The organism is Streptomyces sp. NPDC040405, from assembly GCF_055595765.1.
Genome location: NZ_JBVIVI010000002.1, coordinates 924,368 through 938,378, shown reverse-complemented (window position 1 = coordinate 938,378; position 14,011 = coordinate 924,368). Strand labels below are relative to the sequence as shown.

The window sequence follows — 14,011 nt, the reverse complement described above, 5'->3', positions numbered from 1 at the left end:
TAACACCGACCCCCGGGGTCGCATTCCCGTGATCTCTCCCACACCCCGGCTCCCGCACGCTCAAGCCACGGCGCGCGGCAGCCACTCGGCGACGGCCCCGGTGATCACGGCGAGGGCCTCCGGTTCGGTGATGTCCGCCGACTTCGGCACGGCGAAGCCGTGGTCACCGTGCTCCACCTCGACCAGTTCCGTGGCCTCCGGCAGTGCCGGGAACTCCCCGGGGCGGCCGAAGGCGTCCCGGCCGCCCTGCACAACCAGCGTCGGGAGGCCCGTGGACAGCAGCTCCTCGGCGCGGGACTTCTCCGGCTTGCCCGGCGGGTGCAGCGGGAAGGACAGCGCCAGCACGGCGCGGGCGCCCAGCTCGGCCCCCGTACGGCAGGCCACCCGCGCCCCCGCGCTGCGGCCGCCCGCGACGACCGGCAGGCCGGGCCGCTCCAGCGCGGGCCACAGCGCGCGCCAGCCGGTGTCGAGGGTCTTGGGGGCGGGCGCGACCTTCTTGCCCGCCACCCGCCACGGCTGCTCGACCAGCGCGACGCTCACCCCCCGCGGCGGCAGCGCGGCGGCCAGCGCCCGCAGGTCGCGCGCCTCGATGCCGCCGCCCGCGCCATGGGAGACGGCCAGCACGGCGTGCGCGCCGGGGGCGTGGTGCCAGGTGATACGGGCGTCGCCGACCGGGGTCGGCACGGTCTCGGCGGTGGGCGTCGCCCCAGTCGCCCCAGTTTTCCCAGTTGTCCCAGTAGTGCGCGTCATCAGAACAGAGTGCCCTCTTCCGGGCCCTCCAGCTCGGTCAGCAGCTCCGGGCCGTTGTTGCGGACGTCACTGACCCCGGTCCCGACGGGGTACGCGCGCAGCAGCCCCGCGGGCGGCGGCGCCAGCAGCGGGCGCAGGTCGTCGGGGTCGGTACGGGCCGGATCCAGCCAGGAGTCCCAGCGGTCCTCGGTGAGGACGAGCGGCATCCGCGGATGGATGTCGGCCAGCGAGTGCGGCCCCTCGCCCGCGGCACCGTCCGCGAACGGCTCCTGCTCCGCCTCGGTGGTGATCACGGTGCAGGTCACCCACCAGGCACGCGGATGCTCGTCCGGCAGCGTGCGGTCCCGCCAGAACTCGTACAGCCCGGCCATCGCCATGACCGAACCGTCCACCGGGGTCACGAAGTACGGCTGCTTGCGCGGCCGTTTGCGCTTCCCCTTCTCCTCCAGCTGCCGCTCCCCCGACCCGGTGACCCACTCGTAGTAGCCGTCGGCGGGCAGGATGCAGCGGCGCGAGGCGAAGGGGCGCCGGTACGAGGGCTTCTCGTGCACGGTCTCGGCCCGGGCATTGATCATCTTCGCGCCGCCCTCGGGGGACTTCGACCAGGACGGGATCAGGCCCCACTTCAGCGTCCGCAGCTGACGGACCGGCCGCGGTCCGGCGGCTTGGGCCTCGGGTCCCTTGAGCGGCCGTTCCAGCACCGCGTACACGTCCTTGGTGGGCGCGACGTTCCAGTCGGGCGCCAAGGTCTCCTCCGGCTCCCACTTCTCCACCCCGAAGACTCCGGCGAGATCCTCGGGTCTCCGGCTCGCTGCGTATCGACCGCACATAGGTGCCACACTGCCACGACGCAACCCGAGCCGAGGAGCCGCCCGCACATGGACGCAACGAACGCCGCCGATCTGTGGGACCGGGTCGTGGGCGCCCAGCCCGACCCCACGCTGTGGCTGGTCGCCTCCACCGGAGTGATAGCCCTCGCCGTCGTCGTCTTCCGTACCTCCTGGCGCATATCCCGCAACGCGATCACGATCGCCCACGAGGGCGGCCACGGACTGGTCGCGCTGCTGAGCGGGCGGCGTCTGGACGGCATACGGCTGCACTCGGACACCTCGGGCCTGACCGTCTCGCGCGGCAAGCCCACCGGCATCGGCATGGTCCTCACGGCCGCCGCCGGATACACCGCGCCCTCCCTGATCGGGCTGCTCGGCGCCTGGCTGCTGGCCGCGAACCACATCACCGCGCTGCTGTGGGGGACGACGGGGCTGCTCGCCGTGATGCTGGTGATGATCCGTAACGCGTACGGCGTGCTCACGGTCGTCACCGCCGGGGCCGCCTTCTTCCTCGTCTCCTGGCTGACCGAGCCGGACGTACAGGCCGCGTTCGCGTACGGCGTGGTGTGGTTCCTGCTCATCGGCGGCGTCCGTCCGCCCTTCGAGCTCCAGGGCAAGCGGCGGTCCGGCGGGGCGTACGACTCCGACCCCGATCAGCTGGCCCGGCTCACCAATGTCCCGGCCGTGGTGTGGCTGCTGCTCTTCCACGTCGTCTCGCTGTGCTCGCTGATCGGCGGCGGCCGCTGGCTGCTGCGGCTGTGACCCGTACCCCTGTACCAGCGCTGTGTTTCGACTGGGTTTCGCCACTTTTGATCGAGATTCGCACTCTCGGTGAGCCACTAAAGTGAGACCCATGACCGGCATTGAGACTTCCCCGGGCGATCACACCGCCCTCTGGCCCGCCCCGACCGCTGACGGGGCGGTCGACGCGACCGTCACGGTGCCCGGATCGAAGTCCGTCACCAACCGTGGTCTGATCCTGGCCGCGCTCGCCGCCGAGCCCGGCTGGCTGCGCCGGCCGCTGCGCTCCCGCGACACCCTGCTGATGGCCGACGCGCTGCGCACGATGGGCGTCGGCATCGAGGAGACCGTCTCCGACAGCGCCTTCGGCGCGGGCAGCGGCGAGGCATGGCGGGTCATCCCCGCCGGGCTGCACGGCCCGGCCACCATCGACGTCGGCAACGCGGGCACCGTGATGCGCTTCCTGCCGCCGGTCGCCTCCCTCGCCGACGGCCCGGTCCGCTTCGACGGCGACCCGCGCTCGCACGAGCGCCCGCTGCACGGCGTGATCGACGCGCTGCGCGCGCTGGGCGCCCGCATCGACGACGACGGCCGCGGCGCGCTGCCGCTGACCGTGCACGGCGGCGGGGCGCTGGACGGCGGCCCGGTCCGGATCGACGCCTCGGCGTCCTCCCAGTTCGTCAGCGCGCTGCTGCTCTCCGCGCCGCGCTTCAACCAGGGGGTCGAGGTGCGCCACATCGGCGCCGCGCTGCCCTCCCTGCCGCACATCCGGATGACGGTCGACATGCTGCGCGCGGCGGGCGCGCGGGTCGACACCCCCGAGGCGGGCGGCGAGCAGGGCGTGTGGCGGGTCGCGCCGAGCGCGCTGCTGGGCCGGGACCTGGTCGTCGAGCCCGATCTGTCCAACGCGGCGCCGTTCCTGGCCGCCGCCCTGGTCACCGGCGGCCGGGTGACCATCCCCGACTGGCCGGAGCACACCACCCAGCCCGGTGACGCGCTGCGCCGGATCTTCACCGACATGGGCGGTTCCTGCGAGCTGACCGACGCCGGGCTGACCTTCACCGGCACCGGCCGGATCACCGGCATCGACGCCGATCTGCACGAGGTCGGCGAGCTGACCCCGGTGATCGCGGCGGTCGCGGCGCTGGCCGACTCCGAGTCCGTCCTGCGCGGCATCGCCCATCTGCGGCTCCACGAGACCGACCGGCTGGCGGCCCTCGCCAAGGAGATCAACGAACTCGGCGGCGATGTCGCCGAGACCGAGGACGGGCTGCGGATCCGTCCGCGCACGCTGCGCGGCGGGATCTTCCACACCTACGAGGACCACCGGCTGGCCACCGCCGCCGCCGTCCTGGGCCTGACCGTCGAGGGCGTCCAGGTCGAGAACGTGGCGACCACGGCCAAGACTCTGCCGGACTTCCCCGGCCTGTGGACCGGGATGCTCGACGCGACACCATCCCCGGCGCGGGGAGCCTGAGGGCGTTCCGCCATGCGCCGCTACGGCAAGCACACCGACGAGGACGACGTACGGGTCCGCCCGAACCGCAGGGGCAACCGTCCGCGCACCCATATCCGCCCCAAACACGAAGACGCCTCCGAGGGCATGGTCCTGACCGTCGACCGCGGCCGGCTCCATGTCCTCATCGAGGGCCGCACCATCATCGCCATGAAGGCCCGTGAACTCGGCCGCAAGGGCGTCGTGGTCGGCGACCAGGTCGCGGTCGTCGGCGACCTGTCCGGCGCCAAGGACACCCTCGCCCGCGTGGTGCGCGTCGAGGCGCGGTCCTCCGTGCTGCGCCGGACCGCCGATGACGACGACCCGTTCGAGCGGGTGGTCGTCGCCAACGCCGAGCAGCTGGCCATCGTCACCGCCCTCGCCGATCCCGAGCCGCGGCCGCGGCTGATCGACCGCTGTCTGGTGGCCGCCTTCGACGCGGGGCTCGACCCGCTGCTCGTCCTCACCAAGTCCGATCTGGCGCCCGCCGAGGGCCTGCTGGAGACCTACCGGACGCTCGGCGTGCCGTTCGTCGTCACCAACCGCGACGAACTGGCCGACGGCCAGGTCGCGGACCGGGTGCGGGAGCGGCTGGCGGACCGGATCACGGTCTTCGTCGGCCACTCAGGCGTCGGCAAGACCACCTTGGTCAACGCCCTGGTGCCGGAGCGCAAGCGGGCCACCGGCCGGGTGAACGCGGTCACCGGCCGCGGCCGCCACACCACCACCTCGGCCCTCGCGCTGCCCCTCCCGGACGACAAGGGATGGGTGATCGACACGCCGGGCGTACGGTCCTTCGGACTGCACCATGTGGACCCCACCCGGGTCATCCACGCCTTCCCGGATCTGGAGCCGGGCACCGAGGAGTGCCCGCGCGCCTGCAGCCACGACGAGCCGGACTGCGCCCTGGACCAGTGGGTGACCGACGGCCACGCCGACCCGGCCCGGCTGTACTCCCTGCGGAGGCTGCTCGCCACCCGCGAGCGGCGGGAGGGCGACTGATCCGGGTTTGCCGCCCACTCGGTGAGGTAAAGGGATAATCGCACCAAGACAACCCGGGCTTCAGGGCAGCTCGGGTTCAGGGCGACTCGGCTTCAGGGCAACCCAGGCGAAGGCAGCCGTCAGCGGTACGGGAGGACATCTGTATGGCGTGGCTGCTGGTCGTCGTCGCCGGGCTTCTGGAAACGGGCTTCGCCGTCTGCCTCAAGCTCTCGCACGGGTTCACCAGGCTCTGGCCGACGATCGCGTTCTGCGCGTTCGCGCTCGGCAGCTTCGGACTGCTGACGCTGTCCCTGAAGAAGCTCGACGTGGGGCCCGCGTACGCAGTGTGGACGGGCATCGGCGCGGCCGGGACGGCGATCTACGGCATGATCTTCCTCAACGACCTGGTCTCCGTGCTGAAGGTCATCTCCATCACGCTGGTGATCATCGGCGTGGTGGGCCTCCAGCTCTCCGGCTCGGGGCACTAGGGGCGAGCGCGCCGCGCACCGCGCTCGCCACCTCCACGGCGGGCGCGGGCACCAGCACGTACGACAGCGCCAGCCGCGCGGCCGTCTCGCAGGCCCGGGCCAGCTCCACCGGCCCGCCCGACGGCCACTCCGCCGCCAGCAGCCGCACCGCCCGGTCCCGCGCCTCCCCCAGCAGATCGACGGGCGAGGGCAGCGGCTCCACGGCGGCGGACCGGCGCGAGCGCGGCGGGCTCAGCGGGCCGCCGAGCGGGGCCGGGCGCGCGGGCGTGGGCAGCCGTTCGTTCCAGCATCCGGTGAGCACCGCCCGGACGAGGGGGTTCTCGTTCCCGGCCCGGACCGTCCACACGGCCGCCGCCGCCAGCCGCTCACCGGGCCCGGCGGCGCCCGGCACCCCGGTCAGGGCCCGCTCGACGCCGCTGAGATACGCCTCGGCCTCGCGCCGCACCAGGGCCAGCGCGAGGCCGTCCTTGCCGCCGAACTCGTTGTAGAGGGTCTGCCGCGACACCCCGGCCGACGCGGCGACGTCGGTCATCCGGATCCTGGCCCACGGGCGGCGCGCGAGGGCGGCGAAGGCCGCGTCGAGCAAGGATTCACGCGCTGCGGGCATCGTCGCCTCCCAGGCTTTCGGCGTGCACAGAATTGACGGCCCGCCAGATGGTGTCAAGAGCCTCCTGTGGATCGCCCCGGTGCGGATCGATACTGTTCGGCCATGGCCGACTACCACGATGACCTGCGTTTCGCCCACGTTCTGGCCGACGCCGCCGATGCCGCGACCATGGAGCGCTTCAAGGCGCTCGACCTCAAGGTCGAGACGAAACCCGACATGACGCCGGTGAGCGAAGCCGACAAGGCGGCCGAGGAGCTGATCCGCTCCCAGCTCCAGCGCGCCCGCCCGCGGGACGCGGTGCTCGGCGAGGAATTCGGCAGCGAGGGCACCGGCCCGCGCCGCTGGGTGATCGATCCGATCGACGGCACCAAGAACTATGTGCGCGGGGTTCCGGTCTGGGCCACCCTGATCGCGCTCATGGAGCGCGGCGCGGGCGGCGACCGGCCGGTGGTCGGCGTGGTCTCCGCCCCGGCACTGCACCGCCGCTGGTGGGCCGCCGAGGGGCTCGGGGCGTACAGCGGCCGGAGCCTGTCGTCGGCGACCCGGCTGCACGTATCGAAGGTGACCGAGCTGCGGGACGCGTCGTTCGCGTACTCCTCGATCGACGGCTGGGAGGAGCGCGGCAGGCTGAACGGCTTCCTCGATCTGACCCGCGCCTGCTGGCGCACCCGCGGCTACGGCGACTTCTGGCCGTACATGATGGTCGCTGAGGGGTCGGTGGACCTGTGCGCCGAGCCGGAACTGTCGCTGTGGGACATGGCCGCGAACGCGGTGATCGTCCAGGAGGCGGGCGGCCGCTTCACCGGGCTCGACGGCGTACCGGGCCCCAACAGCGGCGACGCGGCGGCGTCCAATGGGCTGCTGCACGACGCGATGCTGGATTACCTGCGGCCGTAGAGGCTGTCAACGGGAGCGTATGGGGCGCGCTGAGCGGTAGATCGGCTTCCGCGCGCCCTTGTTGTGTCCGCCGGAGCATGTGAACATGAGAATTCAGAGCCTTGTGAACTTGTGAATCCGTTCTCGAATGCGATCGACCGCGCATGACGGATTCACTCAAGGAGGTGGCTCCATCCATGCCCGTGTACGTCCGTGACGCCATGAGCTCGGTGGTCCTCACCATCGGCCCCGCCCATACGCTCCGCCAGGCCGCCCGGCTGATGTCCGCCCGCCGGGTCGGGTCGGCCATCGTGCTCGACCCCGACACCAGCGGCCTCGGCATCCTCACCGAGCGGGACATCCTCAACTCCCTGGGCGCGGACCAGGACCCGGACCACGAGACCGCACACGCCCACACCACCGCCGACGCCGTCTTCGCCACCCCCGGGTGGACCCTGGAGGAGGCGGCCCGCACGATGAGCCAGGGTGGCTTCCGCCACCTCATCGTGCTGGAGGCGGGCGACCCGGTCGGAGTGGTGTCGGTGCGCGACATCATCCGCTGCTGGGCCCCGGCCGAGCAGCCCGCGCTGGCCTGACCGGCCCGCCCTCCGGGGCGCGTCCGCCTCGCGGAAGTTCTCGATCAAGCCATCCCTCGATTAGATCCCACATTGGATTTAATCCAATTCAAGAGGGGCTGGAGACTGATACCCGATCCGGTCATGGATGCGGCCACTGCTACGCTTGTCCTATCTGACTGATAGGTGAATGGCATGAGTGACCTGCTGAAACGACTCCGGGGACGTGGCTGGCGGCTGACCGCGCAGCGGCGTGTCGTCGCCGAGGTCCTCGACGGGGACCACGTGCACTACACCGCCGACGAGGTACACGCGCTGGCGGCCGGCCGTCTGCCCGAGATCTCCCGGGCGACGGTGTACAACACCCTGGGCGAGCTGGTCTCGCTCGGCGAGGTGATCGAGGTCAGCACGGACGGGCGGGCGAAGCGCTACGACCCGAACGCGCACCACGCGCACCAGCACCTGGTGTGCGCCCGCTGCGGCACGATCCGCGACGTCCACCCCGTCGGCGACCCGCTGTCCGACCTGCCTGCGCAGGAACGCTTCGGCTTCGCGGTCTCCGCGGCCGAGGTGACCTACCGCGGAATCTGCCCCGACTGCGCGGCCTGACCGCACCCCGCGGTCCGGCCGCCCACCGGCCGGACCGCCAAAGGGGCACCACACATGGCGAAGGGCCCGGATCCTTGAGGATCCGGGCCCTTCGCTCTCGTAGCGGGGACAGGATTTGAACCTGCGACCTCTGGGTTATGAGCCCAGCGAGCTACCGAGCTGCTCCACCCCGCGTCGGTGTGTAGCAACTTTAACCCGAGGCCAACGCCAGGAGCAAACCGGTTACCCGGACGTCACCCGCGAGGGCTCCGCCGGGGGCTCTACGCGGTCAGCTCCTGCTGCAGCGCGTCCCGCAGCCGGGCCGCCCGCTCGGTGACCTCCGCCGGGCCCAGCTCGACCGCCCGGGCGCACCACCGCTGCCCCTCGGTCAGCGCGCCGCGGCGGGCCGCCAGCAGCGCCAGGCGCAGCGCGGCGCGGCCGTGCCCGGCCCCGGCTGCGCGCGTCCACCACAGGGCGGCCTCCGGCTCGCTGCCCTCGCGGGCCAGCAGCAGCCCCAGGTTGAACGCGCCGTTGCTGCTGCCCGCCTCGGCGGCCATCCGGTACCAGCGGGCGGCCTCGACCACCTCGCCCCGGGACGCCGCGAGCATGCCGACGCGCACCTGGGCGCGCCGGTGGCCCTGGCGGGCGGCCCGCTCGTACCACTCCTCGTACTCGGGCACGGAGCCGTCGTCCGGCGCGACCGGGAACCGCGTCCCCGAGCTGAAGCCGGTGCCGGTCGCCGCGGGGTCGCCGCCGACCGCCGAGCGGTCCAGCAGCGCCGCCAGCCGGAAGGCGGCCTCGGCGCTGCCGCCGCCCGCGGCGCAGCGCAGATGGCGCTCGGCCGCCTGGTGGTCGCCCTCCCGCAGCAGGGCGATGCCGACCTGGAGGGCGGCCTCGGTGTGCCCGGCGGCGGCGGCCCGCTCGTACCACTGCCGGGCGGCCCGCTCCTCGTCCCGGCCCGCGTACAGGATGCCGAGGTTGAACGCCGCGTCCACGCTGCCCGCCTCGGCGGCCTTGGAGAACCACGGCTCGGCGCCCGCCGCGTCGCCGCGCTGGAGCAGCAGGACGGCGACCGCGTTGGCGGCCTCGCGGTGCCCGGCGTAGGCGGCGCGGCGGTACCACTGCTCGGCCTGGGCGGTACGGCCCTGCTCGGCGCAGAGCAGACCGAGGTTGTACGCGCCGTTGATGTCCCCGGCGTCCAGCGCGGCCCGGTACCAGCGCTCGGCGGTCTGGGTCTCGCCGCGGTCGGCGTGCAGCGCACCCAGGGCGTTGGCCGCGTTGCCGTCGCCGTCCTGGGCGGCGCGGTGCCACCAGACGGCGGCGCTGTCGGTGTCGCCCGCGTCGCGCAGCAGGAAGCCGAGCGCGCAGGCGGCGCGCGCCTCGCCGTCCTTGGCGGACGTCAGGTACCAGCGGCCCGCCTCCTGGGTCTCGCCGCGCTTCTCCAGCAGCGTGCCGAGGCAGAGCGCGGCGCGCCGGTGGCCGCGCGCGGCGGCCTGCCGGTACCACTGCTCGGCCTCCTCGGGCTCCGCGTCGACGGCCGCCCGGCCGCGCTCCTCGCCGGTCTCGTTGTCGTCGGTGTGGTCCAGGAGCCGGGCGAGGCGGTACGCGGCCTCGCGGTGGCCGCGCTCGGCGGCCGTGCGGAACCACCGCTCGGCGCCGATGTCGCTGCGGTGTTCGAGCAGATCGGCGAGGGCGTACGCGCCCAGGGTGTGGCCGGACTCGGCGGACTGGCGCAGCCAGTACTCGGCGGCGGGTTCATCGCCGCGCTCACGGTGATGGCGGCCGAGGGCGTGCGCGGCCGCGGCGGATCCGGCGACGGCGGCGATGCGCCACCACCCGGCCGCCTCGTCGGCGTACCCGCGCTGATGGAGAAGGACGCCCAGGTTGTTGGCGGCGGCGCGGTCACCCGCGGCCGTGGCGCCACGCAGATACGGCTCGGCGCCATCGAGGTCGCCGCGGCGCAGCAGCAGCGCGCCGAGCGCGCTCATGGACGCCGTATCGCCGGACTCGGCCGCACGGCGATGCCGTGTCTCTTCCTCGGCATCGTCATGCGTGTGCGCAAAACGCCCTGTCTCCAACAGACTGACCCTGTCCCCCATAAATTCCATCGTGACATCACCCGCATCCGGCGTACACCTGGTATACCGCAGCCAGCGAGGTCACTTCAGCGTTTTGTCGACTTGCCCACAGAGAGACAACCCAAACGCTTGTATCTCGAATCGTTGAGTAGACACACAACGAGGCCCGGATCCTTGCGGATCCGGGCCTCGTGTGTCAGTAGCGGGGACAGGATTTGAACCTGCGACCTCTGGGTTATGAGCCCAGCGAGCTACCGAGCTGCTCCACCCCGCGCCGTCGTGTTACTACCGTACCACGGCGCGGGGCACCTCTTTCACGGTCGTTTCCCCTGGTCGGGGGCGTCAACCGCCCTTGTTGCCGCCGCTCTGGCTCTGCGGCTGGTTCTGCTGCTTCCCCTGCTTGTCGGCGGCCTTCTGCTCCGCCTTGGCCGCCTTGTCCAACGCGTCCTTCAGGTCCTCCTGGGCCCTGCCGTACGCGTCCCAGTCCTGCGGCTTCTCCTGGAGCGCCTTCTGGCTGTCCTCCCAGGCCGTCTGGGCGTCCTTCAGCGCCTCCTGCACCGTCGGGTCGGCGCTCGGCTTCCCGGTGCTGTCGTCCGGCGGCTGCTGCCCGTCGGACGGCTCCTCGCCGAAGACCGCGTCCAGCGCCTCGGGCAGGCTGTTCTTGAAGGCGGGTTCGTTGCCGTTGTAGGAGACGCCCACCTTCTTCAGCAGCGGGTAGTTGGAGTTGCCACCCCGGGCGTACACCGGCTCGATATAGAGGAAGCCTCCGTTGAACGGCACCGTCAGCAGGTTGCCGTACTCGATGTCCGAGTCGGTGCCCCGGAGGTTCCGCACGAACTCGGCCACTTCGGGGGTGCCGTTCAGCTTGCTCTGCACCTGCTGTGGACCGGGCACGTCATTGGTGACCTTCAGCATTCTTATCGTGCCGTAGTCCTTGCTGTTGGCATCGGCATCGACGGACATGAACGCCCCGAGCGTGGGCCGCCCGTTGGGGGTGAAGGTCGTCGTGAGCGAGAAGGCCCGGTTCTGCTGGTCGGGCATCTTCATACTCAGGTAGTACGGCGGAACCGCGCTGCCGTCCTTGCGGGTCGGGTCGTCCGGCACCTGCCAGGCGTCACTGCCGCTGTAGAACTGCTGCGGGTCGGTCACGTGGTAGCGGGTCAGCAGCTCGCGCTGGACCTTGAACAGGTCCTGCGGATACCGCAGATGCTCCTTCAGCTGGTCGCTGATCGCGCTCTTCGGCTTGACCGTGCCCGGGAACGCCTTCTTCCAGGTCTTGAGCACCGGGTCCTTGGTGTCCCACTCGTAGAGGTTGACGGAGCCGTCGTACGCGTCGACGGTCGCCTTCACCGAGTTCCGGATGTAGTTGACCTTGTTCTGCTGGGCGACCACCGAGCGGTCCTGGCCGCTCAGCGAGTCGGCCGTGCTGTCGCCCAGGGTGGTCCGCGAGGCGTACGGATAGCCGTTGGTGGTGGTGTACGCGTCCACGACCCACTTGATGCGGCCGTCGACCACCGCCGGGTAGGCGTCCCCGTCGATGGTCAGCCATGGGGCGACCTTCTCGACGCGCTCCTTGGGCGTGCGGTTGTACAGGATCCGCGAACCCTCGCCGATGGCGCCGGAGTAGAGCATCTGCGGCTCGCCGAACGCCACCGCGTAGGCGGCGCGGTTGACCGGGTTGGAGAGGCTGACCCCGCTGTTGCCCTTGTAGCTGGTGGTCTTCTCCCCGTTGTCCTCGTAGTCCAGCTCCTTCTGCGGGCCGCCCACTATCGAGTACTGCTGGGTCTTCTCGCCGTAGTAGACCTGCTGGCGATAGGTGCGCAGCCCGCCGCCGGACGGATTCCCGGTGGTCGGCAGCCCGGCCTCGGTGAAGTCCGGGGCCCCCTGCTGATCCGCCTCGGGGTCCGGGCTGGTGCCCTTGGCCGCGATCATGCCGTAGCCATGGGTGTAGGTGAAGTGGTCGTTGATCCAGTTCCGCTTGGGCACACCGGCGAGGTTCAGCTCACGGACACCGACGACGGTGTCCTGATCCTTGCCGCTGGCGTCCTTGTAGCGGTCGACGTCCAGGGTGGATGGGAACTGGTAGTACTTCCGCTTCTGCTGGAGCTGCTGGAAGGTCGGCGAGACGACGCTCGGGTCGATCAGCCGGTAGCTGGCCGTCGAGTCGGCGGTCTGGCGCAGCTGGGCGCTGCTGCCCTTGTCATCGGTCTTGCCGCTGTAGTCCGCCACCTTGGAGTCATCGATGCCGTACGCGTTGCGCGTGGCCTCGATGTTCTTCTTGATGTACGGCGACTCCTTGGCCTGCTCGTTCGGCTGGACCTGGAACTTCTGCACGATCGCCGGGTAGAGCCCGCCGATCAGGATCGCCGACAGCACCATCAGCCCGAAGCCGATCACCGGAAGCTGCCAGGTGCGCCGCCACAGCGTCGCGAAGAACAGCAGCGCGCAGATGACCGCGATGCAGAAGAGGATCGTCTTCGCGGGCAGATAGGCGTTGGCGTCCACATAGCGCAGACCGGTCCAGTTGTCCGTGGCCTTGAAGTCGCTGGACTTCACCGCCAGGCCGTACCGGTCGAGCCAGTACGCCACCGCCTTGAGGGCCACGAAGACGCCCACCAGCACCGACAGATGGCCGGTAGCCGCGCCGGTCGCCCGGGCGCCCGGGCTGGTGACGCGCAGGCCCCCGTAGAGGTAGTGCACCAGGGCCGCGGCGATCAGGGAGAGCACCGTGGCCGCGAAGCCGAAGCTCAGCAGGAAGCGGTACCAGGGCAGGTCGAAGGCGAAGAAGGCCACGTCCTTGTGGAACTCGGCGTCCTTCTGGCCGAAGGGCACGCTGTTGACCCACAGCAGCCACAGCCGCCACTGGCCGGCCGCGGAGGCCCCGGCGATCAGCCCGACCAGGGCGGTGACCGCGAGCAGCACCCACTTCTTGAACGGGGCGATGCCCATCCGGTACCGGTCGAGGCTCTGCTGCTCCATCGACATCGCGCTCAGCGGCGGCCGCAGCCGGTGCGCCAGCCAGATGTTGACCCCGACGGCCGTGGACATCAGCAGGCCGAAGACGAAGAACAGGCCGATCTTCGTCCGCAGGGTGGTGCTGAAGACCGACGAGTAATGAAGCGAGCGATACCAGAGCCAATCCGTCCAAAACCCCGCAAACATGACGAAGAGCATGGCCAGCACGGCCAGCACACCCAGGGTCATGAACAGGGTCCGGACTCGCCGGGACGGTCGGCCCACTCTGATCCGCGGTCCCGTCGGGCCTCCGCCGCGGTCCGGCATCTGGAAAGCCAAGGTGCGCACCTCGAAGTTCGCTGTTGTCGATACGGGCCCGGACAGATGGGCCCACCTGATGCAACTTACTCAGGCTTTACTCAGTTCCCGATTCCGGGTCCGATCAGGGCACGATATGAACCATGTCCAACGCAACCCCCGGTACCGGCCCTCTTGCCGCGAATCCGCTCACCCGCGCCGTCCTCGAAATCGACGAGTATGCCTCCGGGCTCGGCTGGGATCAGCCCGCCCGGCTCTTCGCCCTCGTCGACACCGCCCAGCTGCGCACCCAGGAGCCCGAGCTGGCCGGTCAGCTCGGGCTCGACGAGGACGGTGACGAGCCCGCGGCGTCCCTCACCCCCATCGAACAGGACGAGCTGCCCGCGCAGGCCCCGCTTGACGAATTCCTCGCCACCATCGCCTGGCCCGACGCCGTGATCGGCTGCGCCATGACCGTGGAGCGGCTGATGCTGCCGCCGTCCGCCGAGTCCTCCGTCCCGAAGGACCTGGACCAGGCCCAGCTGGCGTCCTGGGTCGCGGAGCACCCCGAGCGCCAGGAGGTCCGGATGACGGTCGCCGTGCTGCGGGACGGGGAGCGCGAGTCGGCGCTGCGGCTGCGCGAGAAGGACGCCGCGACCGAGGTGCTGACCGGCTCCGGCCTGGTGCCGGGGCTCGCCGAGGCGCTGGCCGCCACCTTCGCCACCGACTGACGCCGGGGCGCCCAGGACG

The 14,011-nt window shown here is 71.4% G+C and carries 13 protein-coding genes and 2 tRNA genes; 8 read left to right on the top strand and 7 right to left on the bottom strand.

Going from position 1 to position 14,011, the window contains the following annotated elements:
- Positions 1 to 60 precede the first annotated feature (60 nt).
- Both ACZ59A_RS11595 and ACZ59A_RS11590 read right to left on the bottom strand, forming a co-directional pair.
- Positions 61 to 750 (bottom strand): alpha/beta hydrolase family protein, encoded by a 690-nt coding sequence (locus ACZ59A_RS11595; RefSeq protein WP_470956695.1) that lies wholly within the window; start codon positions 748 to 750, stop codon positions 61 to 63.
- On the bottom strand, positions 750 to 1,580 hold the full coding sequence (locus ACZ59A_RS11590) for an SOS response-associated peptidase (protein WP_470956692.1): 831 nt from the start codon (positions 1,578 to 1,580) through the stop codon (positions 750 to 752). Before ACZ59A_RS11590 ends, ACZ59A_RS11595 begins: the two co-directional genes overlap by 1 nt.
- A gap of 48 nt (positions 1,581 to 1,628) precedes the next feature.
- On the opposite strand from ACZ59A_RS11590, the gene ACZ59A_RS11585 reads away from it, so the two are divergent.
- The 4 genes from ACZ59A_RS11585 (at position 1,629) to ACZ59A_RS11570 (ending at position 5,285) form a co-directional block, all read left to right on the top strand.
- Complete coding sequence (locus ACZ59A_RS11585) at positions 1,629 to 2,342, top strand: M50 family metallopeptidase (protein ID WP_470956689.1); 714 nt, start codon at positions 1,629 to 1,631, stop codon at positions 2,340 to 2,342.
- 91 nt (positions 2,343 to 2,433) lie between these two features.
- Complete coding sequence (gene aroA, locus ACZ59A_RS11580; protein ID WP_470956687.1) at positions 2,434 to 3,798, top strand: 3-phosphoshikimate 1-carboxyvinyltransferase; 1,365 nt, start codon at positions 2,434 to 2,436, stop codon at positions 3,796 to 3,798.
- Positions 3,799 to 3,810: 12 nt separating this feature from the next.
- Positions 3,811 to 4,818 (top strand): ribosome small subunit-dependent GTPase A, encoded by a 1,008-nt coding sequence (rsgA, locus tag ACZ59A_RS11575; protein WP_470956684.1) that lies wholly within the window; start codon positions 3,811 to 3,813, stop codon positions 4,816 to 4,818.
- A 143-nt stretch (positions 4,819 to 4,961) separates the two neighbouring features.
- On the top strand, positions 4,962 to 5,285 hold the full coding sequence (locus ACZ59A_RS11570; RefSeq protein ID WP_470956681.1) for a DMT family transporter: 324 nt from the start codon (positions 4,962 to 4,964) through the stop codon (positions 5,283 to 5,285).
- Here the strand turns inward: ACZ59A_RS11570 and ACZ59A_RS11565 are convergent.
- Positions 5,242 to 5,892: a TetR/AcrR family transcriptional regulator gene (locus tag ACZ59A_RS11565; RefSeq protein ID WP_470956678.1), complete on the bottom strand. Its 651-nt coding sequence runs from the start codon at positions 5,890 to 5,892 to the stop codon at positions 5,242 to 5,244. The two genes, ACZ59A_RS11570 and ACZ59A_RS11565, sit on opposite strands and share 44 nt — an antisense overlap.
- Positions 5,893 to 5,994: 102 nt before the next feature.
- Here ACZ59A_RS11565 and hisN point away from each other — a divergent pair, with 102 nt between their 5' ends.
- The 3 genes from hisN to ACZ59A_RS11550 all read left to right on the top strand — a co-directional run bounded on the left by hisN (position 5,995) and on the right by ACZ59A_RS11550 (position 7,952).
- Complete coding sequence (gene hisN / locus ACZ59A_RS11560; protein WP_470956675.1) at positions 5,995 to 6,789, top strand: histidinol-phosphatase; 795 nt, start codon at positions 5,995 to 5,997, stop codon at positions 6,787 to 6,789.
- Positions 6,790 to 6,971: 182 nt separating this feature from the next.
- Positions 6,972 to 7,364, top strand: a complete 393-nt coding sequence (locus tag ACZ59A_RS11555) for a CBS domain-containing protein (RefSeq protein WP_470957897.1) — start codon at positions 6,972 to 6,974, stop codon at positions 7,362 to 7,364.
- Positions 7,365 to 7,538: 174 nt separating this feature from the next.
- A complete protein-coding gene (locus tag ACZ59A_RS11550) occupies positions 7,539 to 7,952 on the top strand; it encodes a Fur family transcriptional regulator (RefSeq protein ID WP_468054176.1) in 414 nt (137 codons plus the stop codon).
- 100 nt (positions 7,953 to 8,052) lie between these two features.
- Here ACZ59A_RS11550 and ACZ59A_RS11545 read toward each other — a convergent pair.
- From ACZ59A_RS11545 to ACZ59A_RS11530, 4 genes are all read right to left on the bottom strand, one after another.
- Positions 8,053 to 8,126 (bottom strand) — tRNA-Met (locus tag ACZ59A_RS11545).
- Between the two features lie 86 nt (positions 8,127 to 8,212).
- Positions 8,213 to 10,039, bottom strand: coding sequence for a tetratricopeptide repeat protein (locus tag ACZ59A_RS11540; RefSeq protein WP_470956672.1), 1,827 nt, complete (start codon positions 10,037 to 10,039; stop codon positions 8,213 to 8,215).
- A 170-nt stretch (positions 10,040 to 10,209) separates the two neighbouring features.
- Positions 10,210 to 10,283 (bottom strand) — tRNA-Met (locus ACZ59A_RS11535).
- Positions 10,284 to 10,351: 68 nt separating this feature from the next.
- A complete protein-coding gene (locus ACZ59A_RS11530) occupies positions 10,352 to 13,291 on the bottom strand; it encodes a UPF0182 family membrane protein (RefSeq protein ID WP_470957895.1) in 2,940 nt (979 codons plus the stop codon).
- Between the two features lie 134 nt (positions 13,292 to 13,425).
- Here ACZ59A_RS11530 and ACZ59A_RS11525 point away from each other — a divergent pair, with 134 nt between their 5' ends.
- The gene (locus tag ACZ59A_RS11525) at positions 13,426 to 13,992 is read left to right on the top strand and encodes a PPA1309 family protein (protein ID WP_470956668.1); all 567 of its coding nucleotides are present in this window, start codon (positions 13,426 to 13,428) and stop codon (positions 13,990 to 13,992) included.
- Positions 13,993 to 14,011: the final 19 nt, after the last annotated feature.

Coding starts and splice junctions, on each gene's coding strand:
- ACZ59A_RS11595 (WP_470956695.1), bottom strand. CDS start 750: ATGACGCGCACTACTGGGACAACTGGGAAAACTGGGGCGACTGGGGCG.
- ACZ59A_RS11590 (WP_470956692.1), bottom strand. CDS start 1,580: ATGTGCGGTCGATACGCAGCGAGCCGGAGACCCGAGGATCTCGCCGGA.
- ACZ59A_RS11585 (WP_470956689.1), top strand. CDS start 1,629: ATGGACGCAACGAACGCCGCCGATCTGTGGGACCGGGTCGTGGGCGCC.
- aroA (WP_470956687.1), top strand. CDS start 2,434: ATGACCGGCATTGAGACTTCCCCGGGCGATCACACCGCCCTCTGGCCC.
- rsgA (WP_470956684.1), top strand. CDS start 3,811: ATGCGCCGCTACGGCAAGCACACCGACGAGGACGACGTACGGGTCCGC.
- ACZ59A_RS11570 (WP_470956681.1), top strand. CDS start 4,962: ATGGCGTGGCTGCTGGTCGTCGTCGCCGGGCTTCTGGAAACGGGCTTC.
- ACZ59A_RS11565 (WP_470956678.1), bottom strand. CDS start 5,892: ATGCCCGCAGCGCGTGAATCCTTGCTCGACGCGGCCTTCGCCGCCCTC.
- hisN (WP_470956675.1), top strand. CDS start 5,995: ATGGCCGACTACCACGATGACCTGCGTTTCGCCCACGTTCTGGCCGAC.
- ACZ59A_RS11550 (WP_468054176.1), top strand. CDS start 7,539: ATGAGTGACCTGCTGAAACGACTCCGGGGACGTGGCTGGCGGCTGACC.
- ACZ59A_RS11540 (WP_470956672.1), bottom strand. CDS start 10,039: ATGGAATTTATGGGGGACAGGGTCAGTCTGTTGGAGACAGGGCGTTTT.
- ACZ59A_RS11530 (WP_470957895.1), bottom strand. CDS start 13,291: ATGCCGGACCGCGGCGGAGGCCCGACGGGACCGCGGATCAGAGTGGGC.
- ACZ59A_RS11525 (WP_470956668.1), top strand. CDS start 13,426: ATGTCCAACGCAACCCCCGGTACCGGCCCTCTTGCCGCGAATCCGCTC.